24 protein-coding genes are annotated in these 23642 nt (G+C 48.3%); 19 read left to right on the forward strand and 5 right to left on the reverse strand.

The window, feature by feature from the left end; all coding sequences use genetic code 11:
* Positions 1-2: 2 nt before the first annotated feature.
* Positions 3-1274, forward strand: a complete 1272-nt coding sequence (tilS, locus tag SPL68_RS16175; RefSeq protein WP_323816210.1) for a tRNA lysidine(34) synthetase TilS — start codon at positions 3-5, stop codon at positions 1272-1274.
* Between the two features lie 79 nt (positions 1275-1353).
* On the opposite strand, the gene SPL68_RS16180 is transcribed toward tilS, so the two are convergent.
* Together SPL68_RS16180 and SPL68_RS16185 are read right to left on the reverse strand one after the other, a co-directional pair.
* Positions 1354-3681: a hypothetical protein gene (locus SPL68_RS16180; protein WP_323816211.1), complete on the reverse strand. Its 2328-nt coding sequence runs from the start codon at positions 3679-3681 to the stop codon at positions 1354-1356.
* Between the two features lie 353 nt (positions 3682-4034).
* Positions 4035-5936: a di-heme-cytochrome C peroxidase gene (locus tag SPL68_RS16185; RefSeq protein ID WP_323816212.1), complete on the reverse strand. Its 1902-nt coding sequence runs from the start codon at positions 5934-5936 to the stop codon at positions 4035-4037.
* 412 nt (positions 5937-6348) lie between these two features.
* On the opposite strand from SPL68_RS16185, the gene SPL68_RS16190 reads away from it, so the two are divergent.
* Positions 6349-6732: a hypothetical protein gene (locus tag SPL68_RS16190; RefSeq protein WP_323816213.1), complete on the forward strand. Its 384-nt coding sequence runs from the start codon at positions 6349-6351 to the stop codon at positions 6730-6732.
* Positions 6733-6742: 10 nt separating this feature from the next.
* On the opposite strand, the gene SPL68_RS16195 is transcribed toward SPL68_RS16190, so the two are convergent.
* Positions 6743-7141 (reverse strand): hypothetical protein, encoded by a 399-nt coding sequence (locus SPL68_RS16195; RefSeq protein WP_323816214.1) that lies wholly within the window; start codon positions 7139-7141, stop codon positions 6743-6745.
* A gap of 12 nt (positions 7142-7153) precedes the next feature.
* Positions 7154-8488: a flavohemoglobin expression-modulating QEGLA motif protein gene (locus SPL68_RS16200; RefSeq protein WP_323816215.1), complete on the reverse strand. Its 1335-nt coding sequence runs from the start codon at positions 8486-8488 to the stop codon at positions 7154-7156.
* Positions 8489-8736: 248 nt separating this feature from the next.
* Here SPL68_RS16200 and SPL68_RS16205 point away from each other — a divergent pair, with 248 nt between their 5' ends.
* The 17 genes from SPL68_RS16205 to SPL68_RS16285 all read left to right on the forward strand — a co-directional run bounded on the left by SPL68_RS16205 (position 8737) and on the right by SPL68_RS16285 (position 22187).
* Positions 8737-9045, forward strand: a complete 309-nt coding sequence (locus SPL68_RS16205; protein WP_323816216.1) for a Rieske (2Fe-2S) protein — start codon at positions 8737-8739, stop codon at positions 9043-9045.
* Positions 9046-9088: 43 nt separating this feature from the next.
* Positions 9089-9571 carry a DUF4124 domain-containing protein gene (locus SPL68_RS16210; RefSeq protein WP_323816217.1) on the forward strand — a complete coding sequence of 161 codons (483 nt, stop codon included), beginning with the start codon at positions 9089-9091 and terminating at the stop codon, positions 9569-9571.
* A gap of 4 nt (positions 9572-9575) precedes the next feature.
* Entirely contained in the window at positions 9576-10271 is a 696-nt protein-coding gene (mtgA, locus tag SPL68_RS16215) for a monofunctional biosynthetic peptidoglycan transglycosylase (RefSeq protein WP_323816218.1), read from the forward strand.
* A 139-nt stretch (positions 10272-10410) separates the two neighbouring features.
* Complete coding sequence (locus SPL68_RS16220; protein ID WP_323816219.1) at positions 10411-10650, forward strand: FmdB family zinc ribbon protein; 240 nt, start codon at positions 10411-10413, stop codon at positions 10648-10650.
* Positions 10651-10718: 68 nt separating this feature from the next.
* Positions 10719-12524, forward strand: a complete 1806-nt coding sequence (gene aspS, locus SPL68_RS16225; RefSeq protein WP_323816220.1) for an aspartate--tRNA ligase — start codon at positions 10719-10721, stop codon at positions 12522-12524.
* Positions 12525-12611: 87 nt separating this feature from the next.
* Entirely contained in the window at positions 12612-13355 is a 744-nt protein-coding gene (locus tag SPL68_RS16230; protein WP_323816221.1) for a YebC/PmpR family DNA-binding transcriptional regulator, read from the forward strand.
* A gap of 96 nt (positions 13356-13451) precedes the next feature.
* The gene (gene ruvC, locus SPL68_RS16235; protein WP_323816222.1) at positions 13452-13973 is read left to right on the forward strand and encodes a crossover junction endodeoxyribonuclease RuvC; all 522 of its coding nucleotides are present in this window, start codon (positions 13452-13454) and stop codon (positions 13971-13973) included.
* Positions 13974-13997: 24 nt separating this feature from the next.
* A complete protein-coding gene (gene ruvA / locus SPL68_RS16240; protein ID WP_323816223.1) occupies positions 13998-14612 on the forward strand; it encodes a Holliday junction branch migration protein RuvA in 615 nt (204 codons plus the stop codon).
* Positions 14613-14650: 38 nt separating this feature from the next.
* A complete protein-coding gene (ruvB, locus tag SPL68_RS16245) occupies positions 14651-15676 on the forward strand; it encodes a Holliday junction branch migration DNA helicase RuvB (RefSeq protein WP_323816224.1) in 1026 nt (341 codons plus the stop codon).
* Positions 15677-15683: 7 nt separating this feature from the next.
* On the forward strand, positions 15684-16106 hold the full coding sequence (gene ybgC / locus SPL68_RS16250) for a tol-pal system-associated acyl-CoA thioesterase (protein WP_323816225.1): 423 nt from the start codon (positions 15684-15686) through the stop codon (positions 16104-16106).
* A gap of 4 nt (positions 16107-16110) precedes the next feature.
* Positions 16111-16797: a protein TolQ gene (gene tolQ, locus SPL68_RS16255; protein ID WP_323816226.1), complete on the forward strand. Its 687-nt coding sequence runs from the start codon at positions 16111-16113 to the stop codon at positions 16795-16797.
* Between the two features lie 36 nt (positions 16798-16833).
* Positions 16834-17262 (forward strand): protein TolR, encoded by a 429-nt coding sequence (tolR, locus tag SPL68_RS16260; protein ID WP_323816227.1) that lies wholly within the window; start codon positions 16834-16836, stop codon positions 17260-17262.
* Positions 17263-17269: 7 nt separating this feature from the next.
* Positions 17270-18112, forward strand: coding sequence for a cell envelope integrity protein TolA (tolA, locus tag SPL68_RS16265; protein ID WP_323816228.1), 843 nt, complete (start codon positions 17270-17272; stop codon positions 18110-18112).
* Positions 18109-19389: a Tol-Pal system beta propeller repeat protein TolB gene (gene tolB / locus SPL68_RS16270; protein ID WP_323816229.1), complete on the forward strand. Its 1281-nt coding sequence runs from the start codon at positions 18109-18111 to the stop codon at positions 19387-19389. Before tolA ends, tolB begins: the two co-directional genes overlap by 4 nt.
* 44 nt (positions 19390-19433) lie before the next feature.
* Entirely contained in the window at positions 19434-19898 is a 465-nt protein-coding gene (pal, locus tag SPL68_RS16275) for a peptidoglycan-associated lipoprotein Pal (RefSeq protein WP_323816230.1), read from the forward strand.
* A gap of 14 nt (positions 19899-19912) precedes the next feature.
* Complete coding sequence (ybgF, locus tag SPL68_RS16280) at positions 19913-20665, forward strand: tol-pal system protein YbgF (RefSeq protein ID WP_323816231.1); 753 nt, start codon at positions 19913-19915, stop codon at positions 20663-20665.
* Positions 20666-20921: 256 nt separating this feature from the next.
* Positions 20922-22187: a hypothetical protein gene (locus SPL68_RS16285; protein ID WP_323816232.1), complete on the forward strand. Its 1266-nt coding sequence runs from the start codon at positions 20922-20924 to the stop codon at positions 22185-22187.
* Between the two features lie 88 nt (positions 22188-22275).
* Here the strand turns inward: SPL68_RS16285 and SPL68_RS16290 are convergent, their stop codons facing one another.
* Entirely contained in the window at positions 22276-23451 is a 1176-nt protein-coding gene (locus SPL68_RS16290) for a lipid A deacylase LpxR family protein (protein ID WP_323816233.1), read from the reverse strand.
* Between the last annotated feature and the right edge of the window lie 191 nt (positions 23452-23642).

Here is a 23642-nt window from a genome sequence, read left to right on the forward strand (position 1 = left end):
TTATGGCTTTTACTGCTGAACAATTGCGATCTTATCTACCCGCTGTTGAATCGACTTCTGCTAATTGGTGGGTAGGGTTTAGCGGTGGGCTGGATTCGACAGTTTTATTGCATGCATTAGCGCAATTGGATTTGCCGGTGCAGTTGCGCGCGTTACATATCAATCATCAAATCTCTCCCAATGCCGATACTTGGCAAAACCAGTGCGCCGATTTTTGCGCGCGCTACGCAATTCCATTTCATGCGGAAAAAGTGTGTGTGGAAAATACCGGCAAAGGCATTGAGGATGCGGCGCGTGCAGCGCGTTATGGTGTGTTTGAAAAAAATCTGGCGCTGGGCGATCTGTTGTTCACTGCACATCATGCCAATGATCAAGCTGAAACCTTGTTACTGCGTTTAATGCGCGGCACTGGCCCGCGCGGATTAGCTGCTATGGCGGCGCAGCGTACACTTGGCGCAGGTATATTGGTTAGGCCGCTGTTGCATTTTTCACGCGCGGAATTGGAGGCTTACGCACAGCTTCATCAACTCACCTGGGTGGACGATGAAAGCAATAGTGATGACGATTACGATCGCAATTTTTTGCGCAATCAAGTGATGCCTTTGCTGCACAATCGCTGGCCGGAATTCAAACGCAAATGGCAGCAAACTGCGGAATTATGCGCACTGCAGGAATCCTTAATGGAAGAGTTGGCGCGCGAGGATTTGCAGCGAGCCAAGCCTGCGCTTGAGCGAGTAGGGCAGAGTATCGAGTTGTTGTCAGTATTAGGTTTATCGCCTGCACGTCAGCAAAATCTACTGCGCTACTGGCTGCGTTCGCTTAACTGCGCCACGCCGGAACAATTGCATTGGCAGCAAATCACACAGCAGCTTTTTTATGGGCGTGAAGATGCACAGGCGCGCGTAGCTTGGGGCAATCTTGCGCTACAGCGCTATCGCGAACGTTTGTATGTATTGCCTTTGGTGTTGCCATCAATGGAGTTACAACTTTTATCCAGCGGTGATGCAACTAAACCGCGGTTGAAGGCGGATTTACCCAATGTTCGCGTGGGTTATCGCGTGGGTGGCGAGCGCTGCAAACCGACAGGCCGCGCACATTCGCAAACGCTTAAAAAGTTGCTACAGGAATATGAACTTGAGCCTTGGCTGCGCGATTCTGTACCGCTGGCTTTTTCTAATGATGAGTTGGTTGCCGTGGGTGATTTGTGGATTTGCGCCGGGTTTGTCGCGCAGGAAAATGAAGCAGGCTATGAACTTATCTGGCGTGTTACCTGACTCTCGGTGAGTTATAGCCGTACATAAAAAAACGGGATGCAAGTGCATCCCGTTTTCGTATCAATAATCAGCAAGTGGATTAGAACAGATAAACCGCACCAGCTGTATTGGCTGAGTTATCGCATTGATCCAGCGCTTCAGTTGAGCTTGCGCTGCAGGCTGATGAGCTAGTACTGCTGGTTTCGGAACTGATGCTGCTTGCGTCAGAACTAGCTTCTGAGCTTGAAGTGGCTGATGCGTAGCCACGACCTGACTCGCGGTGTGCGCCCACAGCCATGGTTTTGCCATCGCCCGACAAGTCCACATTCAGGCCAAAGCGATCATCTGCATCGGTATTGCTGGCTTTTACATAGCTTCTTTGAGTCCAGACGCTGTTGTCACGGGTGTAAACAAAAACTGCACCGGCGCGCGCTGCACTGGTATCACCTTCATCGCCATTAATGCCTTTAGCATTACTCGCTTCGCGGAAAGAGCCAACGGCCAAGGTGTTGCCGTCTTTAGACAGGCTGACATCGCCGCCAAATTCGCCACCGCCACTGACTTGAATACTGTATGTACCGTAACCGGTGCTAACCAACCCGACACCAGCATGTTTGGAAAGTGTTGACGGTTTGATGATCGCTTCTTGCTGCCAAGCTGTACCTGATTTGTTAAAGATATAAGCTGCACCTGTATTGGCGAACTCTATGAGCTGAGTGGTATCGCCGTTAATGGTGGTTGAGTTGCTCGCATCTCCGGATGCCCCAACAACCAACAGATTGCCGTCACCTGAAATATCAACGCTGGTGCCAAAAGCCGTGCTGATAAATGCAGTGCTTGGTTTCAGGTACGCCTCTTGAGTCCAATCGTCAGCTACTCGTTGAAACACATAAGCTGCACCGTTATTAAGTGCTCCGCGCACGGAATACTTTCCTGCATCTTCACATTCTGCATCGATTAGGTAGTCAGGGTCTTTGTAGTAGTAACAGCTATCAAGTGATTGATCGCCATTCACTCCTGTAGCGCTGCTGTCTTCGCCAATTGCGCCCACTACCATTGTGTTACCGTCAGTGGAAAGTGCAATGCTTGCACCGAAGGCATCGCCTTGCTGCGCGTTGGAGTTTTTCACCAGTGCCTGTTCTGCCCAGCCAGATTCGCCGCGAACAAAGATATGTACTGAGCCTGAGCTAGTGCCGCCTTTATACGTGCTGGTTGAGCTACTCGAACTAGAGCTTGAACTGCTGCTGGATGATGAACTTGAGCTGCTGGATGATGAACTGCTGGATGGATAGTACTCAAAGCATTCACGCACAGATGATGCAGCGTATTTCAAAACACCGGCGTAAGCGAGGCTATCGCTGGTGGCACCTACCGCCAGAGTATTGCCATCGCCTGAGAGTGCAATGGTTTCACCAAAACGCAGCTCACTCATGAAGTAGCTTGGTTTTACATAGGCTTCCTGAGTCCACTCAGCTGCATTGCGAGTAAAGACGTAAACCGCACCTGTGTTGTAATCCTGTGCGGCTATAAAGGTGTACGCAGGGTCAGACGATGAGGCGTAAGTCGTAGTCTCGTAGTTGGCCTGGTTACAGTTGATACCATAAGACGGGCTGTCTTCCAGCAGCGAGGTTACTGCCAAAGTGTTGCCATCATCTGACAAAGCTACTTTGTAGCCAAAACGATCATTTGGCAGGGTGCGGTAAGCGTTTACGTTGGGTTGTTCAGTGTTAGAGGCTTTCAAGTAGGCCTGCTGTACCCAGATGCCGTCTTGTTTAACGAAAACATATACAGCGCCAGCATTGGTGCTGTCGTTATTGCTTTGATCGCCATTAGCACCAATCGCTTTGCTGTCTTCTGCGGGAGCGCCAACAGCCAGAGTAGTGCCGTCGGCCGACAGGGCAATGCTCCAGCCGAACAGGTCATTGGCTTCGCCATTAGATGCTTTGTAGTAACCAATCGCCTTGATCATTTCTGTGGCAGTAAATGTCAACCCAGAGCGCTGTGCGCAGCCATCTGCATTACAGGCCTCTACATAGTAGTAGTTGTTGACCCAGTCATGCACGTGTACGCCGATTTCATCGGTTGCTTGGGTGTCGGTGATATCCCCGCCAACTTGCTCTACACCGCCGGTCAGAGCGTCGTGTTTGAAGAGTCTATAGAAGGTTGCCCCATCAACAGCGCTCCATTGGAAAGTTAGCACTTTGGGCGTTTGTGCCTCTACTTTAACGCTCGGCCACTCGCCTGAACCATTGTCTGGAACCGAGGCGGAACTAAAACTGCTGCGAGATGAAGATGAGCTGCTAACAGAAGAGCTTGCAGAGGAACCACCATCGCTGCCACCGCCGCAGCCAGCCAGAATTAATGAGCCTGCCAGCGAAAACAGCAGGGTGGTGCGCTTGAGTAGCGGTGAAAAGCGGTCAATATTCATTCAGCATGTTCCTGATGTTTAAAGCTAAGGGTTTAGAACTGAGGGTTAAAACAGGTCGGTGATTCTGTGTGTCACGACGCTTGGTGTCAATCAAATCACCTGTGATATTCGAGTTAAAACAAGGCAGTCAGGCGCTTCATCTACCTATTTGAAGGTGGCTTAAAGACCGCCAAAGCAGGGGATTGGTTCAGTGTATTTTGGTGTATTTGAGTGTAATCAAGGGCGCGCGGGTAATTTAATCGCAATGCGACGGGAAAAATGTGAACAATTGTGAAACTGTCAAATGGGGCGATAGGCCCTGTGGGCAGGCATCTCCATTTATTGTTTGGATAAATGAAGATGCCCGTATTTCGTCAGAGGGTTTTTAAGTATTCCACCAGCGCCAAGCGTTGATGATCACTAATTGGTTCAAGCAGACGCATTTGCGGTTTGCCTTGTGCATCTTTTAGCGGGCGGCCTTGGGTATCCAGCACAAACACCGGCGTTACACCCGCTGCGTATTCATGCCCTTTATTGGAGTTGCTGGGCAGGCGGGTGTCAAACACAAACAAGCCGGGATATTTCGCCGGATCGCGTTGCACCGCGCCCACCTTAATGGCATCCAGCTCGCGCACGCCCAAGGTAAACCGGTTGGGGCGACAGGTTTTACCACTGGCGATCTCGGCATCGCTACAGCTGGGCATAAATAGCTCATAGAGGCTGGGGACCGAACCATTGTGCAAATAGGGCGCGGTTGCCCAGACTCCGTTCAGTGGGCGCGCTTTATAGGCGGCGAGCCCGGCTGGATTACGCTTATCAATCGGTTCAAAATTGACGTGGCGTTGGCTGGTTTTGATGGAGTTGTCGGCGGTGCCAGTAAGTGGGTGTTGTCGCTCGCTCTCAGCGATTACCCCAGCGACAGCAGCGCTAAGCGCGGGTAAAACGGCACCCTGTGCAGGGAATACCGGCGAGTTAGGAATCTGCGGATTCATCGGCTGCCCGGTAAAAAAGCCCATCTTGCCGGTTTGTTTGAGCGCATTCATCGCCATCATTGGATCGGTTCCAATGACATTGATGCTGGCAAACTGGGCAGTAATTCGGCGATCAGGATCGGTGCGATCAATCGCTTCATGGCAAGTGTTGCACTGGTATTCGATAAATACTTTTTGCCCTTGTTCAGCTAGCGCTTGATTAATCGGCGGTAGAACAGCCTGTTTGGCGAGGTCATTCCAGCTGGGCGACCAGAGTTTCCCCAGTTGTTCTTCCATCTCTACCAGTTCATCCAGTCTTACCGAAGAGCGGTAGCCAATATCGCCCGGTTTTTTATTCAAATCAAAATGGGCAAATACGCCGAGTGCTTCGCCCACATTGCGTTCCAGTGGCCCACGGCCTTCGTTATCGCCCACGCCATTCCACTGTACAAAATCGTGCTGCGGGGTATCCCATAAATGCGGGTAACTCACTGGGGCATTAGCTGGATTAGCATTAGGTTCATTGGGGGTGAGGTGTGCCAAAATGCGATTGTAAATTCGTCCAAATGCATCCAGCCGCGCATAACCATAAGCGACGGTTTGGTTGTTATGTATGGGTGTGTTGATTTGGTTGTAGTGCGCGATTTGCTGAGCGGCAGCAGCAAGCTCAGCACGAAACTCGGTTGTGTTAGCGGGATACTGGCTTTGCAGCACCTTGCGTGCGAGGCGATCAAATTTTTCCGGCTGATCAAGCGCTGCCTGCAATGCAGCCGCCAAGCTGATCAACATTTGCTCCATGTCTGCCAGCGCAGCGCCACCATCGATACGAATTGCGGTGCCCTGATAATTAATCTGGCTGGTGTGACACGCGGCGCAGGTAAAGCCTATGTAATCTTTATTGCTGTAATTATCTTTCACCCAGCCCACAGGCAAACCATCGGGATTGGAAGCGCTGCTCAGTTGCGGCAAATAGCGCAGGCGATTCATATTTTCATCGCCGCGAAATAATGCGCTGCTATCCGCAGTTTCGAGATGGAGAAAAATAGCGTAGGGGATGAGTGTGGAGCCTTGAGGTGTATCGTAAAACCAAAGGCTGTCGCTAGCGCTCCAATTTTGTTCCGGGTAGACCACGCGTGTAGCGCTATCACCAAAGCTGTCTTGATGTGTGATTTTAGCGGTGCGATCACCATTATATACAGGGCTCTGCGGCGCCTGAGTGCAGCTAGCGATGGAGCCAAGTGAGAGTATTAACGCGGCTCTATAAATAGGGGTAAGCGAGCGGAGTTGTAAGTTCAAACACGGCATGATTATTCCTTTCAGTTTTGAAATGTGAAAATTTTTTATAGATTGAATATCAGCAAAAAATATTTTGCTGCAATTGTATCTAATTAAGGAACTATTCAGTTTTTGCGCAGCCATATGCAGGTGGCTTTGCTAAACGAGCGACTTTACCAGATTGCGATTAAGCATTCGGGCAAAGATTCAGGTTGATTGTGTCACTGGTGTTTCCTGCATCAGGCAAGAAAGTAACAAAATCGCCTGTTGGTTTAGCGCATCTGTATTAACGAACACTTTTACTTGAACTGTCATAAATTGTGCGTAGACTGCCGCCTCGCCGCAGCAGAGGGACTTTTTACGGAACCGAGTGGCGAATAATCAACCATTGAGTTATGTGGACTTTGCATGACTCAATAATAAGAATCGCGCGGAACCTTTTATGTTGATGAATCCTGTTTTTGTGGATACTGCTTTGCACAATCGTCTCGGACAAGAAGTCCGCCTCGGTGTTTCTCACTCTCATTTTCAAGGACGCGACTATGTATTTGTCGTTGCGCCTTCCCAGCAAGCTTCCAGTTTTGTTGGTAAAAACGCTGAACCTTTTGCTTTCCAATTACGCGAACTATTTGCGCTGGATGCGCGTCGCTTTGAGTTAATTGAAGTTCGCGACCAAGGTGATGCAACACATTTGTATCGCTGGCGATTTGAATGGGTGGGCAACTCGCCACTCTCTGCGCGTAGCGAAGAAATCACATCTCCCGGTTTGCGCGCCAGCTTATTGCAGCTGATCGAACCTGTTCAGGCTGTTGCTGCAACAGCCTGATTGCGAACACTTATTCTACCGATTGCTGCTGTGCCTTTTTCTTGCTGCTGCGCCAAAACCATTGGCGCGGCGGCTGGGTAAATTTCTCCAGTTGTTCCTGCTTGTGTTCTGGGTTGGTAAACCAGTAATAATCATTGGTGCTTTTGGGTTTAAACCAGCCGCGCACTTCTTCAATGTGCTCGATTTTCAATTTGGGCATGCCCAGTTTGCGGTCCAGATTAAAACTTTGGTTCCACTGCACTAGCAGATCGCGTTTAGCAGTGGCGATAGCCAGGCTATCGTTTTCTGCCTGAATTAATTTGCAGGCGATAAAACCAATAACCGGCTCTGGCGCATCCTTATCAATGCGATTCGCGTTTTCAAAAAAGATGTTCTCACCTGAGAGTACAACCTTGTAATACGTCGTCATTTACAATCAAACTCAATCGATTTCAGCATCGGTACCAGTAGTTTCATAAACTGGCGTAGGTAACTTTTCAAACAGCTTGCTAAAGTGTTGCTGCACCCGAGCGACATTCATTACCGACATGCCGCTGGAAAAACCAAACCACACATATAAACCATTTAAATTTTTAAACATCGGCGGCAGATATTTGGGTGCGGCGATTACACCTTCCAAATGGCGCTCATACAGCAGAGGTAAATCATCTAGTGTCACCTTGCCGATAAACAGCATGGGGATAATTTCCGGTACGCCGGATTGAATCGCGCTGCGAATAAAATTTACGTTCTCTACAAAGCCTTTAACGTAAGAAATATCCTTGGTGAAAACCGATCCGCCTGTGAGTGTGCCGCCGCGAAATACGCGTTGTGTAACGCGATAGCTGTCGTGTTCACTTACGCCGCGCTCTAAAAAATGACGATACACCTGACAGAAATCCGCACCTTGCTCGGCTAAGTCCACAGCAACTACCCGGTCGCTAATACGCCGCGCGCGCTGCGGAAACGAGCTAAAGGTCAGGGTTTCCAATAGTACTGCCATGCCTTCCTGGATCGCGGTAATGCGTGGCGATCCGACGCTTAACCAAGTTGCCCAGGGCTGTTCGCGACCGTTAAGTGTGGTGCCTATATGCACCCAGCCTTCGTGAACTTCGAGCACCTGCAAATCCAGCTCGGAAAAGTTGGCGCGACGATTGATTTTGATGCAGTCGCCGCCGGCAGATGCATCCGAGACTATGTCATCGCTAATCTGCACCCGCACTTCACCCGCGCCGAAATAATTCGTCATGCGCTCGCGCAAAATGGTTACCGCATCTTCCGAGCTGATGTTGTGTGGATAAGGGCGATTTAACTGCTCAACCGCGGGCAGCGAAAAAATATGGCATAGGCGCTCGCCCATTTGGCGCAGGGTTTTGCGGTCGCCGCGTAAATTGTCGCTGGCGGAGCCGTACAACTGACGGCTGAAATGACCGAACTGATTCGTACCGCGGTTGCGTAATAGCTCAATCACAATTTGGTACTGGTCGATAGTCGCCTGCAGAATTTTTCCGAGTGCATCATCGCGCCCCAGTTGGCGGCGGACATCGCCTTTCAGTTCGCTGAGCAATTGACTGACGCTGGCTGGCTCAAAACCTAATTTTTGGCGCTGGTAGAAATCGGCGTCTAATGCGGGGAGTTCTCTGCCTTGTTGTTCGCGAAAACGCTGCTCGATTCCCTGCGGCCATTTGATGGCATCGAGTATGCGAATCGGTTTTTGCAGGGATACCAGACGCGTCGATAACTGCTTCAAACGCTCAAGGTACAAAGAATCGGTCATAACAAGACTGCCGCATCAAAAGTGCAAGAACTTACCAAGTGGCTTGCCATATTCCTGTACAGGTAGTTACGCATAAAAAGTCACGCACAAAGGGTGCCAAAAATCCATGCACCAGATGCTCAGCATTCTATCCGGTTGCCTTGCATTTGTGGTGAGTATTTGTCGGATAAACCCGCGCCTCTGGTGTCTTGCGGGATAAATCGCCAGAATGGTCGCCGCCTGTTCACTGGCGTCATCGAGGAGTGTTTATGCCGTTTGTTGCGCTGGAAAAATTGCACCTGCTTTATGATGGTTATCGTAAGCCGATCAGACTTGCCGGCCAGCAGCTTTTGTTATTGCAGGAGGAGGGCAAAACCCTGCTGATCAAGAACCAGTGTCCCCATGCTGGTGCGCCCTTAACCCATGCGAGTTGCAGCAATAATCATCTGCGCTGCCCGTTGCACGGGATTGAATTTGATTTGGCGACAGGGCGCTCGCGCAGTCCGGCCTGTGCAAATGCGCTGGAGTTTTTGCCGCTTATATATGAAGGCAGCAATATTGGAATCGATCTGCGTTGATTGGCCATCAATCGCCTGCGGAATGAGTTGATTAAGGAATTGTATGAAACGGTTGTTATTTAAATCGATAGTGGTTGTGTTGTTCGTCTTTTTTGTGGGCAACTATCTGATCTACCTCAAAACCGGACATATGCCGCTGCGCGATATGAAGGAGCGTATGGGCAGTGATTGGTGGGTGGATGTACGTGAGTTGTTGTCACCTAATCAGCTAGCGGAAGACGCTAAAGGTGTGGTGAAACAGGTGACAGATCAAATGTCAGAGCCTGAAGCTCCACAGCCGGTAAAAGTCTATAAATGGACTGATGCCAATGGGCAGGTGCACTTTAGTGATAAGCCAGTCGCTAATGGTGCAAAACAGATGAATGTTGAGTTGCGCAATGCTATTTCAGCGCCGGATGAAAGCGTTAATCAACAAGTGGCGGCACCTGAGTCGACAAAACCGACATCCGAATCTGCACTTGATAAAGCCCGCGCGGCGGCAGACGCAATGCAACAGCGCGTTCAACAACAAGAGCAGGTTCAGTAATTCTATGCGGATGTTCTGGCGCGTTACCTGGCGAATTCTAAAGTGGCTAGTGCTGCTGTTGCTGGCGTATCAGCTATGGTTTTTTGCCCATGTGTTGGTGTGGAAGTGGGTAAATCCGGGTGAGACGAGTTTTATGTCGATCCGTCTGGATGAACTGCGCGAGAAAAATCCCAAGGCGGAGCTTAAACATCAGTGGGTGGATTACGCGCATATTTCATCCAATCTCAAACGTGCGGTAGTTGCCGCGGAAGATGACCGTTTTATGCAGCATCAAGGCTTTGATTTGCGCGGCATTCAACAGGCGCTGCAAAAGAATCAGCGCAAGGGTAAATCCGTTGCGGGCGGTTCCTCCATCACCCAGCAACTCGCCAAAAACCTGTTTTTGTCGCCATCGCGCTCCTATATTCGCAAGGCAGAAGAGGCGGCTATCGCGCTGATGATCGAGCTGCTGTGGGATAAGCGCCGCATTCTGGAGGTGTATCTGAATGTGGTGGAGTGGGGCAATGGCGTGTTTGGTGCCGAAGCGGCAGCGCGCCATTATTACAAGGTTCCAGCGGCGCAGATTGGCCCTTCGGCCGCAGCGCGTATGGCGGTAATGTTGCCCAACCCGCGCCAATACGAACGCGCCATGCCGGCGTGGGTAGTGCGCCATGCAGCGCGCGTGCAGGCGCGGATGCGTATTTCCCAGATTCCCGAGTAACGTGTTTTAAACCCATTATCTGTGGGTTGGCGCGGTTCTCGCGCCCCAGGTTTTGCGTTACAATCGCGACCCCTTGGGGTCTTGGTATCCTTTCTTAGTTCAAATGATGTGACTGACGTGTTTGTCCGAGGTGATAGTCGTGCCTATTTATGAATACCAATGTGAATCCTGCAGCCATAATCTGGAAGCCCTGCAAAAATTAAGTGATGCGCCATTGGTGGATTGCCCCGCATGCGGCAAACCAAGCCTTAAAAAGCAAATTTCAGCAGCCGGTTTCCGCTTATCGGGCGGCGGCTGGTACGAAACTGACTTTAAGTCAGGCAAGAAAAAGAACATCGCCGGTGAATCCGGCAGCTCTGGAAGCAGTACAGCCAGCTAATCGGCAGTGACTGTTAAAACGCCTTTTTCAAACTTACATTCTTTATATATAAATATTAGGAACTCGCTATGCGCAGCCAATACTGTGGCGCTTTAAATGCCTCGTTTATCGATCAAGAAGTGACCCTCTGCGGATGGGTTGATCGTCGTCGCGATCACGGTGGTGTGATCTTTATCGACCTGCGCGACCGCGAAGGTATTGTGCAAGTAGTGTTCGATCCGGATGCCAAAGAAAACTTTGCGTTAGCCGATAAAGTGCGTGGCGAATACGTGCTGCAACTGACCGGTAAAGTGCGCGCTCGTGCACCGTCTACCGTTAACCCAAACATGCCAACCGGCGAAATTGAAGTGTACGGCACTGCGCTGACCATTTTGAACGAAGCGGAAACCATGCCTTTCCCGCTGGATTCCTACTCAAACGTGGGTGAAGAGACTCGTTTGAAGTATCGCTTCCTCGATTTGCGCCGCGCCGAAATGCAGAAAAACCTGCGTTTCCGCAGCAAGGTGACCAGCGTTATCCGCAACTATCTGGATCGCAACGGTTTCCTCGATGTTGAAACCCCAATCCTGACTCGCGCTACTCCAGAAGGCGCGCGCGACTACTTGGTGCCATCGCGTACCCACGACGGCAAATTCTTTGCGCTGCCTCAATCACCCCAGTTGTTTAAACAATTGCTGATGGTTGCTGGTTACGACCGCTACTACCAAATCGCAAAATGCTTCCGTGATGAAGACCTGCGCGCTGATCGTCAGCCAGAATTTACCCAGATCGACATCGAAACCTCATTCATGTCACAAGAACAAATCATGGAAATTACCGAAGGTATGTTCCGCGAGCTGTTCAAAGATTTGCTCGGCGTTGAGTTTGCTGAAATCAACCATATGCCGTTCTCTGAAGCGATTGCCAAATACGGTTCAGACAAGCCGGATATGCGTATCCCGCTGGAGTTGGTTGATATCAAAGACTTGGTTACCGAAGTGGACTTTAAAGTCTTCGCAGGCCCAGCGAATGATCCAAAATCCCGCGTTACCGCGCTGAAAGTACCCGGCGGAAACGAGAAGTTGACCCGTAAGCAAATCGACGACTACACCAAGTTCGTTGGCATTTACGGTGCTAAAGGTTTGGCCTACATCAAGGTTAACGACAAGTCTGACTTGGAAGAAGGTTTGCAATCTCCGATCGTTAAGAATCTGCCAGTGCCAGTGCGCGCAGCGATCCTTGAGCGCGTAGGTGCAGAAAACGGCGACCTGATTTTCTTCGGCGCTGACAAGCACAAAGTTGTGACTGAAGCATTGGGCGCATTACGTTGCAAGCTGGGTGCAGACCTTGAGTTGTACACCACTCAATGGGCGCCGCTCTGGGTTGTTGACTTCCCAATGTTTGAAGATGATGACAAAGGTGGCTGGACTTCAATTCACCACCCATTCACATCACCAAGCTGCACACCAGAAGAGTTGATTGCTAACCCGGGCGCTGCATTGTCGCGCGCTTATGACTTGGTATTGAACGGTACTGAATTGGGTGGTGGTTCGGTGCGTATTCACTCATCGACCATGCAACAAGCGGTATTCCAAATCCTCGGTATTTCTGCCGAAGAGCAACGCGAGAAGTTTGGCTTCCTGTTGGATGCATTGGCTTACGGTGCTCCACCGCACGGTGGTTTGGCGTTCGGTCTGGATCGTTTGATTATGTTGATGGTAGGTGCAAGCTCCATCCGCGACGTTATCGCCTTCCCGAAAACCCAAAGCGCTGCCTGTGTGATGACCGATGCGCCGGGCACTGTTGACGAACTGCAATTGCGCGACCTGCACATTCGCCTGCGCAAGAAAGAGAAAGCAGTTGCTGCGGAAGATTCACCGGAATACGGTATGTAATCGACGGATTTTTATCCGTATTAAAAAGGGTGGGCAATGGCCCACCTTTTTTGTGTCTGAATTTCGAACAACGAATGGGAGCTACTAATGGCCGGACATTCCAAATGGGCAAACATGAAGCACCGCAAGGCGCGTCAGGATGCCAAACGTACCAAAATCTTCACCAAGATCATCCGTGAGCTGACGGTTGCTGCCAAAGGCGGCGCTAGCCCAGCAGATAATCCGCGCCTGCGTGCGGCGGTGGAAAAAGCGTATCTCAATAACCTGAAAAAGGATGTGGTTGAGCGCGCGATTGCTCGTGGTGCCGGTACCGGCGAATCTGAAGCCTACGAAGAGCTGACCTACGAAGGTTATGGCGTTAATGGCGTGGCGTTTATCGTTGAATGCATGACAGATAATCGCAATCGCACTGCGGGCGATGTGCGCCATGCGTTCGATAAAAAAGGCGGCAACCTCGGCACCAGCGGCTCAGTTTCCTATCTGTTTGCGCGCAAAGGCCAAATCAGTTTTGCGCCGGGTGTGAGTGAAGACGCATTGATGGATGCTGCACTCGAAGCTGGCGCTGATGATGTGATCATCAATGACGATGGCTCTGCTGATGTCATGACCGCGTTTGAGGATTTTTTCCGCGTAAAAGATGCCTTGGCCAGCACTGGTTTGAAAGAGTCTGAATCCGAAATCACCCAAATTCCATCGCTCACAGTTAGCCTCGATAAAGAGTCTGCCGAAAAAATTCTCGCGTTAATCGACGCACTGGAAGATTTGGACGATGTGCAAAACGTCTACACCAATGCCGATATATCCGAAGAAATTATGGAGCAAATTGGTTAGTGTCCGGCAAGCACTTGCTGGATTTTCAGTGGATGCTTGCCTGTTATCTTGTGTCATGCAACACTGCGCCATAACTACTGTATAAAGATACAACCTATGGCGCTTATCCTCGGCATTGACCCCGGTTCCCGCAAAACTGGCTTTGGCATTATTAATGTTATCGGCAGCAAGTATGAATATGTCACCAGTGGTGTGATTCGTATGAAAGATGCGGATGAATTACCTGCGCGTCTCAAAGTTATTTTTGATTCCCTGACTCATATCATCGAGCAATATTGCCCGCAAGAAATGGCAATTGAGCAGGTGTTTATGGCTAAAAATGCGGCATCGGCCTTGAAATTGGGGCAGGCGCGTGGCGCGGCGATTGTGGCGGCGACAGCGCAGAATGTGCCTGTTTCGGAATACGAAGCTCGCAAAGTAAAGCAGTCGGTCGTGGGCAACGGTGCGGCGGATAAACTGCAAGTGCAGCACATGGTGAAGACTCTGCTAAAGCTGCCGGCGGCACCGCAAGAAGATGCTGCCGATGCACTGGCAGTTGCCTTGTGTCATGCCAATACTCGCGATCATCTGGTGCGCATGGCGGGTTCATCGAGTTTTCGCCGCGGGCGAATTGTTTAATCCAGATTACATAAGAGATTCATTATGATTGGGCGTTTGCGCGGGCAGTTAATCGAAAAACAACCTCCTTTTTTATTGTTGGATGTGAATGGCGTTGGCTATGAAGTGCAAGCGCCTATGACGACTTTTTATCGCTTGCCCTCACTTGGCCAAGAGGTGGTATTGCATACGCATTTGTCGATCACTGAAAACCTGCATCAGTTATTTGGTTTTGCCGAGCAACGGGATCGTTCTTTATTTCGCACCTTGATTAAGGTGAATGGCGTTGGTCCTAAGCTTGCGATAGCAATTTTATCGGGCATGGAAGCGGATGATATCGCTCGCTGCGTGCGCGATGACAACATTACTGCGTTGACCAAAGTGCCGGGTGTAGGCAAAAAAACTGCTGAGCGCTTGGTAATTGAGCTTCGCGACCGTTTGAAAAATTGGGATATGCCGCAGAGCGATTTATTGGCGCATAGTGAAATTCAAAGCATCGCCACCGATAACGATGTATTTGCCGAAGCGGAAAGTGCGCTGATCGCGCTTGGCTACAAGCCGGTAGATGCTGCCAAAATGGTGTCCTTAGCGAGCAAGCAAAAACCGGATGCGAAGAGTGAAGAGCTGATTCGCATCGCTTTGCGCAGTATCGCCGGTTAGTTGTTGTCCATAAAATGAAAGCTATAAGGTGTTAACCAATGATTGAAACGGATCGCCTGATCGCCCCCACGGCAAAAGAGCGCGAAGACCATTTGGATCGCACCGTGCGCCCCAAATCGCTCGCAGATTATGTCGGTCAGCCTGCGGTGTGCGAGCAGATGGAAATTTTTATCGGCGCGGCAAAAAAGCGTGGCGAGGCTTTAGACCACACGCTGGTATTTGGTCCTCCTGGGCTGGGTAAAACCACGCTTGCCAATATCATCGCCAATGAAATGAATGTGTCGCTCAAAAGCACCTCTGGCCCAGTGTTGGAAAAAGCAGGGGATTTGGCGGCATTGCTTACCAATCTTGAGCCGGGCGATGTACTGTTTATCGATGAAATTCATCGCTTAAGCCCGGTGGTAGAAGAGATTTTGTATCCAGCGATGGAGGATTTTCAGCTGGATATTATGATCGGCGAAGGCCCGGCTGCGCGTTCAATCAAGTTGGATTTGCCACCTTTTACGTTGGTGGGTGCAACTACGCGCGCGGGTTTGTTGACATCTCCCTTACGCGACCGTTTTGGTATTGTTCAGCGTCTGGAGTTTTATAATGTCGCCGATCTCACCCATATAGTCGCGCGTTCAGCGGCGCTGCTGGGGGTGAAAATGGATATAGAAGGTGCGGCTGAGGTAGCTAAACGCTCGCGCGGCACGCCGCGAATTGCCAATCGGTTGTTGCGCCGAGTGCGCGATTACGCCGAGATAAAAGGCGATGGCACAGTAACCGCTCAAATGGCCGATAGTGCGCTCAATATGCTCAATGTAGATGAGCGCGGATTTGATCATATGGATCGCCGTTTGTTGACCGCTATGCTGAATAATTTTGATGGCGGCCCTGTCGGGGTTGAAAGCTTGGCAGCGGCGATCAGCGAAGACCGCGGAACTATTGAAGATGTTATAGAGCCCTATCTGATACAGCAGGGGTTTATGGCGCGCACACCGCGTGGCCGAATTTTAACCAACAATGCGTATGTTTATTTTGGTATGCCAGTGCCAAAGCGGTTACAGGACTCAACGGATTAAATCAGTTATGGATCCATTTGGAATCCCGCTGCGGGTGTACATCGAGGACACAGATGCAGGCGGCATTGTTTACTACGTAAATTATCTCAAATACATGGAGCGTTGCCGTACAGAATTCTTGCGCAGTTTGGGATATGATAAGCCCGCAATTTTAGATGGCGGCCAGCTACTGGTTGTTCATGCTGCACAAGTTAACTACCGCCGTCCGGCACGTCTTGATGATCTGTTGCAAATAACTGCACAGATTGAAAAACTGGCGCGCGCTTATGTTGAATTTAAACAGCAAGTGTTGCGTGGCGAGGAGTTGTTATGTGAGGGGATCATCCGCATTGCTTGCGTCGATTCCGCCACCATGAAACCCAGCGCAATTCCCGCCGATATGCATCATCAATTGACCACTTTCCACAATCAAACACTAAGAGTTAATTAAGACTATGCCAGAAGCCAAGCAAAGCCTGTCGATACTGCACCTTATCCTAGAGGCCAGTTTTTTGGTGCAAATGGTCATGCTGATTTTATTTTTGGCATCGGTCATTTCATGGGTGATGATTTTTCAGCGCGAGATTTACCAGCGTAAAGCCTCATCTGCGTTTGATTTTTTTGAAAAGCAATTCTGGTCTGGTATAGATCTCAATCAACTTTATCGCCAAGGCAATGGTCGCAATGAAGTTGCTGAAGGAATCGAAAACATTTTCCGTGCCGGATTCAAAGAGTTCACCCGTTTGCGTCAGCAGGCTGGTGCAGACTCCGATGCAATCATGGAAGGTTCGCAGCGCGCAATGCGTGTTGCTCTGGCTCGTGAAGAAGAAAAGTTAGAAGAAAACCTGCCTTTCCTTGCCAGTGTTGCATCGGTAAGCCCTTATGTTGGGTTGTTCGGTACTGTGTGGGGCATCATGGTGTCTTTTCTTGGTATCGCTAATGCTGGGCAGCCGAGTCTTGCTACTGTTGCGCCGGGTATTGCAGAGGCATTGATTGCTACTGCAATGGGCTTGTTTGCCGCTATCCCTGCAGTACTGGCTTACAACAAGTTTTCGGCTCGTGCGGAAAACCTGTTAAGTAATTACCGTACCTTTGCAGAAGAATTTTCTGCAATTTTGCACCGTCAGGTTCACAGCAAATAACGCTGTTTTACGTAGATCAGGAAACAGGTTGAAAACATGTCTGGATTTGGACCACCGGTCAAAAAGAAATTAAAAGCGGAAATCAATGTGGTTCCGCTGATTGACGTCATGTTGGTATTGCTAATCGTATTTATGATTGCAGCGCCCATGATGACGCAAGGTATTAAAGTTGAATTGCCTCAGGCAGCTTCCGAGCCAGTTGAAAGTAAAGAAGATGAACCCATCACTGTTTCTGTAAAAGCGGATGGTGGTTTTTACATAGATTTGGCTGGTGACCCGGAAAAGCCTCGACCATTGGAAGAGATTAAATCTATCGTCAGTAAAGTGCTGGCTGAAAAACCGAATACGCTCGTTTTTGTCCAAGGTGACAAAAAAGTCGAATACGGAGTAATCGTCAGTTTGATGGGCGAATTAAAACTGGCTGGAGCACCGTCAGTTGGCTTGATTACGGAGCCACCGCGCTAGGTTTTTTATGAAGCTGGAAAAATCGTTTTCACTGCCAACTTTTCTGAGTGTTTTTTTACATGGCACTTTGTTGGTTCTGTTTTTAGGTAATTGGGACTTTTTTAAATCAAAAGAAGAACCCTATAAGCCGCACTACGTTACCGCCACCTTGGTTGATCTGACCCCCAAGGCCAAAGCTACTCCACAACAAACGAAAGAGCAAATTCTTGATGCCAAGGCTTATGAGGATTTAAAAAACAACAAAAAACAGGAAGAGCAGCGTCGCAAAGAGGCGGAAGCTTTGGTTCAAAGTCAACGCGAACAGCAAGCCAAAGCTGCTGAGGCAGAAAAACAGAAACAACAAAAAATAAAAGAGGAACAAGCAAAAGCTGCGAAAGCCAAAGCTGCTAAAGTTGAGGCTGAAAAAAAGAAAAAAGCTGAAGAGGAGGCGCAGCGTAAAGCTGAAGCGCTGAAAAAAACCAAGCGTGAGCAAGAGGCAAAAGAGGAACAGCGTCGTATACAGGCTGCGCGTCAGGAACAAGAAAAACACATAGCTGAATCTAATGATGCAGCCAATGTCAAAAGTTACAATGAGTTGCTGTCGGAACGTGTTGCTCAGAATTGGAGTAGACCACCGTCAGCTCGTGCAGGAATGGTGGCAATATTTAATATCGATATGCTTCCCAATGGACAGGTTATTGGGGTTCAGTTGGCCAAGAGTAGTGGCAATGCTGCATTTGATAATGCTGCTGAACAAGCAATCAAAAAAGTTGAACGATTTGTTGAAATCAAAGACGTACCTATTGATGTCTTTGAGCGAAATTTCCGTCATTTTCAATTTGCCTTTAATCCAGAGGATTTACGCCAGTGAGATACATAATCAGTGCATTTCTGTTTGTGTTTGCAATATCTGCAAATGCCCAGAACATAGTGTTTGTTACCAAGGGGGTCGATAATCCGACCAAGATCTCCGTGGTTCCTTTTGGTTGGACTGGTGGCCGTTTGCCTGAGGATATCGCGAAAATAGTAGGCAATGACTTGGAGTTTTCTGGTCAGTTTGAAGCAACTGATCCTTCACGTATGCTCGCGTTTCCGCGCAATGAGACCGAAGTACATTATCGCGATTGGAAAGCTCTTGGTTCTGAGTATTTGCTGATTGGCTCCATCACGCAGCAAGCTGGGCGTTACTATGCTAGCTATGAATTGTTTGATGTGGTTCAGCAGAAGCGTGTATTTGCCAAGCTGACTGTAGATGGTACCGAAGCTCAACTACGTGATATGGCGCATCACATCAGCGACAAGGTTTATGAAACTATTACTGGTATTCGCGGTATTTTTTCTACCAAGTTGATTTATGTTGAAGCATTCAAAAGCCCACAAAAATACCGCTTGATGCTTTCGGATATTGATGGCTTTCGCCCACGTATGCTGTTGGAATCTCGCTATCCTTTGTTGTCACCTGTGTGGTCGCCTAATGGACAGCGTGTGGCTTACGTGTCATTTGAAGCAGAAAATAAACCTGCGATTTATATTCAAGACATCGCGACTGGTAGACGTCAGCAAATGACTAGCTTCCGTGGATTGAATGGCGCACCTGCTTGGTCTCCAGATGGCCAAAAATTAGCGATGGCTTTGTCGAAAGACGGCAACCCAGAAATTTATGTAATGAATGTTCTTACGCGACAATTGACGCGTGTAACCAACCATTTTGCGATTGATCATGAGCCTTCGTGGGCAGCGGATGGTGCATCGCTTTATTTCACTTCGGATCGTGGCGGCAAGCCACAAATTTATCAGGTTAATCTTGCGACTATGCAGCAGGAGCGTGTGACATTTGATGGTGACTACAATGCACGTGGGCGAGTGTCTCCAGATGGAAAAAGCTTGGTTATGTTGAATAAAAGACCCGGCGGAACCCATCATATTGCTGCACAAGATATAAAATCTGGCAATTTGCGCATTTTATCCGAGACAAGTTTGGACGAATCGCCTACTATAGCTCCTAATGGCGCTATGCTAATGTATGCGACTCGTTCTGGTGGTAAAGGAGTGTTGGCCGCTGTGTCACTCGATGCACGTGTCAAAATCCTCCAGCCTCCAAAACAGGGTGATGTGCGGGAACCCGCATGGTCGCCATTCTTTAACTAAATCCCCGTAAAACAGATCAAAAACTTCATTGGAGTTACACACACATGATCACCAAGGCACTCAAGCAAGGTTTAACTTTAGCTGTTGTAATGTCTTTCCTGGTTGGCTGTTCAAGCAGCGACAACGCAGCTACCGAAGCTCCAACTACCGGTACTGCAGTAACTGACACTGGCGCTACTGAAGCTCCTCTGTCTAGCGTTGTTTACTTCGACTTTGATCAATACTCTCTGACCGCTGAAAGCCGTGCTGTTCTGTTGGCTCACGCTGACAAACTGAAAGGTGCTTCAGTTGCAGTGCGTCTGGAAGGTCACGCTGACGAGCGCGGTTCACGCGAGTACAACATGGCTCTGGGTGAGAAGCGTGCTAACGCTGTTCGCGATTTCCTCGTGACTCAAGGTGTTAACGGTTCATCTCTGGAAGTTGTTAGCTTCGGTGAAGAGCAACCAGCTGCAACTGGTAGCGACGAAGCGTCATGGTCTCAAAACCGTCGCGTAGAAGTTAAGTACTAAGAGTCTGAGCCCGTATGCTGAAAAATCTGCTTGCTGTTGCCCTAATTGCTGCAGCTCCAGTCTTACAGGCGCAAGTACGGGTTGTTGAGTCTTCACCTCAGAGCATTCGCTCTGGGGTGGCTCAATCTGATCTGCCTGTCGCTGCTGAATCTGATGTTTATTCCCAAATTCGCGCTCTCCAGGAAGAAGTTGCCATTTTGCGTGGCTTACTTGAAGAGCAATCCTACGAGTTAAGACAACTTAAACAATTGCAATTAGATAACTACATGGATCTTGATCGGCGTTTGTCCGGCGGCTCACGTAGTGCTACCAATTCTTTAAGTGCGCCTGCTGTTGATGCAGCCCTCCCTGCTGCAGCATTAGCTGCATCTGCTACCACTTCTGCGCTACCTGATTCTGCCAGTGAGGCGGATGTTTACAAAGCTGCTTATGATTTGTTGAATCAAAAAGACTTCGACGGTGCTGTAGCTGCTTTCAAAGAGCATTTGAATCGCTTTCCCAGTGGAAATTTTGCAACTAACAGTCACTACTGGTTAGGCAAAATAGCGATGCTTAAAAAGGACTACCCTCAAGCTAAAGAGTGGTTTTCAACATTAATTGAAAACTTCCCTAATACCGCAAAAGTGCCTGATGCCCAGCTTGATCTAGGTAAGGTTTATTTTTTGATGGGTGACAAGGCAAAGGCCAGATCCATTTTGTCGGAAGTTGCTATGGGTAGTAGTGATACTGCGCGTTTAGCTGAGAAATTTCTTAGCGATAATTTTTAGTGCTTTTGCATTATTGTTAGTTGTCCGCAAAAAAGTAAGAAAATCTAAAAGGCTTCTTTCATAAGAGGAAGCCTTACCTCCTGCACACGAAATGCAATGATCATTTGTAGTAATCTTCTGTGAAATCCTATCAATTATTAAAAATTTGATTATTCATTCTTGTGAATGTCTGTAGTTTTTGCTTGTCAAAATAATAAATAACAAAGTTAAACTGATTTAATTGAATTCAATAATTTATTTCTGACGAGACTTGGTTATGCCATTTATTGCAAAAACAACCCGCGTATTTCATCTGCTTTTTTTAGTGTTTTGGTTTGCTCTAAGCAGTTCTTCATTTGCAGAAAATCCAACATCACAAGATCTCGCCTATGAGTTGTCCTACAAGGTGACATTTGATGCTGCAAAGGAAGGGGCTTTTGTATCCATCACTGTCGATAAAGGTGATCTTCTCAAGAAAATACAGTTTAAAAATGATAAAGGGATTTATTCGAAAATTCGTGCGAATGGAAAGTTGGTCATAAAAGATAAGCTTGTAGTTTGGGAGTTGCCATCTGACGCTGCACAGTTAACATATTTTGTAACGCTCACTCATGAGCGCGATCCAGGAAAATATGATGCGCGAGTAACAGAGGGTTGGGCATTGTTTCGCGGTGATGATCTAATTCCGGCTATTCACACATTCGAAGCACCTGGAGCTTATTCGGTAGCAACTCTCGAGATGGTTTTGCCTGAAGAGTGGAGCAGTGTTGAAACTGGATGGCCAAGAAAAAAAGATAATACTTTTAATATCGATAATCCCGATCGCCGTTTTGACCGACCGACTGGCTGGATGATCGCAGGTAAGATTGGGACGCGTCGTGCAACCATTTCCAAAACATCTATAGCTGTTAGTGCTCCTAAGGGCGAGGGGTTTAAACGAATGGATGCGCTCACATTTTTTAATTTTGTGTGGCCAGAGGTTTACTCTGCATTTGACAAAACGCCTAAAAAATTACTTGTCGTGGGCGCTGATGACCCTATGTGGCGCGGCGGTTTGTCTGCATCTAACTCGCTGTTTTTACATGCGGATCGACCATTAGTAAGTGAAAATGGCACTAGCCCTCTGTTGCATGAATTGACTCATATGGTGACGCGCATCAGCGGTGTTACTACCGCAACCACAAATGACGATTGGATTGCAGAAGGGCTTGCTGAATTTTATTCGTTTGAGTTGTTGTATCGCGCACATGGTATGACCAAGGCGCGACGCAGTACGATTGTTAAAAATTTAGCTAAATGGGGCGCGGATGTTAAGCACTTGCGTAAAAGTAAATCTACAGGGCCGGTTACTGCTCGCGCTGTTGTATTGCTTGATGAGCTGGATAAAGAAATTCGTACACGCAGCAATAAAAAATATTCAATCGACGATGTAACCCGTGAGTTGATGAAAAAACGCAAGGTATCCTTGGATGACTTGCGAAAAAGTGTGGAAGCTTTGATCGGTACTAATGTTGAATCTCTAAAGTCACCTTTATTAAAGTAAACCAAATTAATTCTGTTGAGCATCGTTGAGTAATCATTAAAAGCCACTAGTACAGCGATGCTCATATTTCTGTTTTTCAAAAATTCAGCTAGATGCTGTGTGTAACGATTATCCCGCCCCACAGCAGGTTGCGATCACCAGCCCCTTCGTTAATTTCTGAACTGTGCCCGCGTAGTACGTAGCTAATTCGATATCCCTGTTTGAATGAAAAAGTGTATCCAGCCCAAGCCTCAACCAAAAATGAATTTAGTTGATCGTGGTTGTAAGTAACTTCACTATTGCGAAATTGACCTTGTAAAAAAGCATTATAAGCACGGGCTTTGAGTGCAACTCCTGCCCAAAAGTAGTGTTCATCAATTGGTTTTGCAGTGCTTGAGTAAGATGATTTTTCACCATAGCTGGCGAGTTCCGGGTTGAACGAAGACCAAGGGCTATGGATTTTTCCAGCGCGTAGATTCCAGCTCCAGCTTGCCTCTGTTAAATATCCAACGGATGCCTGTACTGTGCTTTTGATCTCTAGGTTTTCTGAGAAGCCATCGAAATACTGTTGCCTTGCTATTACATAGCGTCCCGTCAATTCTCCTCCGTCGCTAATTTGATTGCTCCAGCCTTGCGCTTCTTTGCCATTGGTTCCTTGATGCACTAGATTTTGTAGTTCGCCTACCAGTCCCAAGCCTAATGCGCCAAGTGTAAGGGTGCTTTTCCATGCGACATTTGCTACAAGGTCGACTTGTTCACGTGAGCTTGAAAGATAAATCAGGCTGGCGTAGGGGCGATCATTAGGATTCGCTTCGCTGACGGTAATGTCTTCAGGTGTAAATCCAAATGCGCCTACTTCACGACTGAACGTTTCCTGCGTGCTTAGTGATGTGTGATTAAAACCGATAAGGTCATCCATTACGATCAAAGGGGTATTGAGGCTAAGGCGCGAATTACGAGTTGAATCTCCGGTCTGGGTAAAGTTGAGGCCATAGGTGTAATCCTGATCGCGATGACCGGGAACAAATAGATCGTTATCAAACGCAAATGCCCAGCTGCTGGAGTTTTTTCCTGAATTGCTTTGAGTTTTTAGGGAGGAGGTTTTTATGTCAGTGGTGTTGATGTTTTTTAACCATTCTGGCTGTTGTTCTTGATAAAAGTTTTGCGCTTGAGCTATAGCGCTGGTCATGGTGATAAGTAAAAGCAAAATGTATTGGCTTGCCGATTTGATTACGGAGGGGTCATTTGCTGTCAATTGTACGTATCGTTGTTGCAGTTGGTTCATGGTGCTAACCTTGATTCTTTCTGTTCGTTTATTTCATATCTTTAAAGATGACCAGTCGTCTTTGGTGTGTGCAAAAATTTCCTATCTGAATCATGGGAGCAAATTGTTTCCATTTTTAAGAGATGACTGGTCGTCTTGTTTTTTGGGTTGCAAACTACTGATGAGTAGTTACAGGTCTAGTGTTGAGGTTT

It is taken from the genome of Cellvibrio chitinivorans, assembly GCF_035117775.1.
GTDB lineage: Bacteria > Pseudomonadota > Gammaproteobacteria > Pseudomonadales > Cellvibrionaceae > Cellvibrio > Cellvibrio chitinivorans.

Coding starts and splice junctions, on each gene's coding strand:
- SPL68_RS16230 (WP_323816221.1), top strand. CDS start 12,612: ATGGCCGGACATTCCAAATGGGCAAACATGAAGCACCGCAAGGCGCGT.
- ruvA (WP_323816223.1), top strand. CDS start 13,998: ATGATTGGGCGTTTGCGCGGGCAGTTAATCGAAAAACAACCTCCTTTT.
- SPL68_RS16200 (WP_323816215.1), bottom strand. CDS start 8,488: ATGACCGATTCTTTGTACCTTGAGCGTTTGAAGCAGTTATCGACGCGT.
- ruvB (WP_323816224.1), top strand. CDS start 14,651: ATGATTGAAACGGATCGCCTGATCGCCCCCACGGCAAAAGAGCGCGAA.
- ybgF (WP_323816231.1), top strand. CDS start 19,913: ATGCTGAAAAATCTGCTTGCTGTTGCCCTAATTGCTGCAGCTCCAGTC.
- aspS (WP_323816220.1), top strand. CDS start 10,719: ATGCGCAGCCAATACTGTGGCGCTTTAAATGCCTCGTTTATCGATCAA.
- SPL68_RS16210 (WP_323816217.1), top strand. CDS start 9,089: ATGAAACGGTTGTTATTTAAATCGATAGTGGTTGTGTTGTTCGTCTTT.
- SPL68_RS16205 (WP_323816216.1), top strand. CDS start 8,737: ATGCCGTTTGTTGCGCTGGAAAAATTGCACCTGCTTTATGATGGTTAT.
- pal (WP_323816230.1), top strand. CDS start 19,434: ATGATCACCAAGGCACTCAAGCAAGGTTTAACTTTAGCTGTTGTAATG.
- ruvC (WP_323816222.1), top strand. CDS start 13,452: ATGGCGCTTATCCTCGGCATTGACCCCGGTTCCCGCAAAACTGGCTTT.
- SPL68_RS16185 (WP_323816212.1), bottom strand. CDS start 5,936: ATGCCGTGTTTGAACTTACAACTCCGCTCGCTTACCCCTATTTATAGA.
- tolQ (WP_323816226.1), top strand. CDS start 16,111: ATGCCAGAAGCCAAGCAAAGCCTGTCGATACTGCACCTTATCCTAGAG.
- mtgA (WP_323816218.1), top strand. CDS start 9,576: ATGCGGATGTTCTGGCGCGTTACCTGGCGAATTCTAAAGTGGCTAGTG.
- SPL68_RS16190 (WP_323816213.1), top strand. CDS start 6,349: ATGTTGATGAATCCTGTTTTTGTGGATACTGCTTTGCACAATCGTCTC.
- tilS (WP_323816210.1), top strand. CDS start 3: ATGGCTTTTACTGCTGAACAATTGCGATCTTATCTACCCGCTGTTGAA.
- SPL68_RS16195 (WP_323816214.1), bottom strand. CDS start 7,141: ATGACGACGTATTACAAGGTTGTACTCTCAGGTGAGAACATCTTTTTT.
- SPL68_RS16180 (WP_323816211.1), bottom strand. CDS start 3,681: ATGAATATTGACCGCTTTTCACCGCTACTCAAGCGCACCACCCTGCTG.
- tolR (WP_323816227.1), top strand. CDS start 16,834: ATGTCTGGATTTGGACCACCGGTCAAAAAGAAATTAAAAGCGGAAATC.
- SPL68_RS16290 (WP_323816233.1), bottom strand. CDS start 23,451: ATGAACCAACTGCAACAACGATACGTACAATTGACAGCAAATGACCCC.
- tolA (WP_323816228.1), top strand. CDS start 17,270: ATGAAGCTGGAAAAATCGTTTTCACTGCCAACTTTTCTGAGTGTTTTT.
- SPL68_RS16285 (WP_323816232.1), top strand. CDS start 20,922: ATGCCATTTATTGCAAAAACAACCCGCGTATTTCATCTGCTTTTTTTA.
- ybgC (WP_323816225.1), top strand. CDS start 15,684: ATGGATCCATTTGGAATCCCGCTGCGGGTGTACATCGAGGACACAGAT.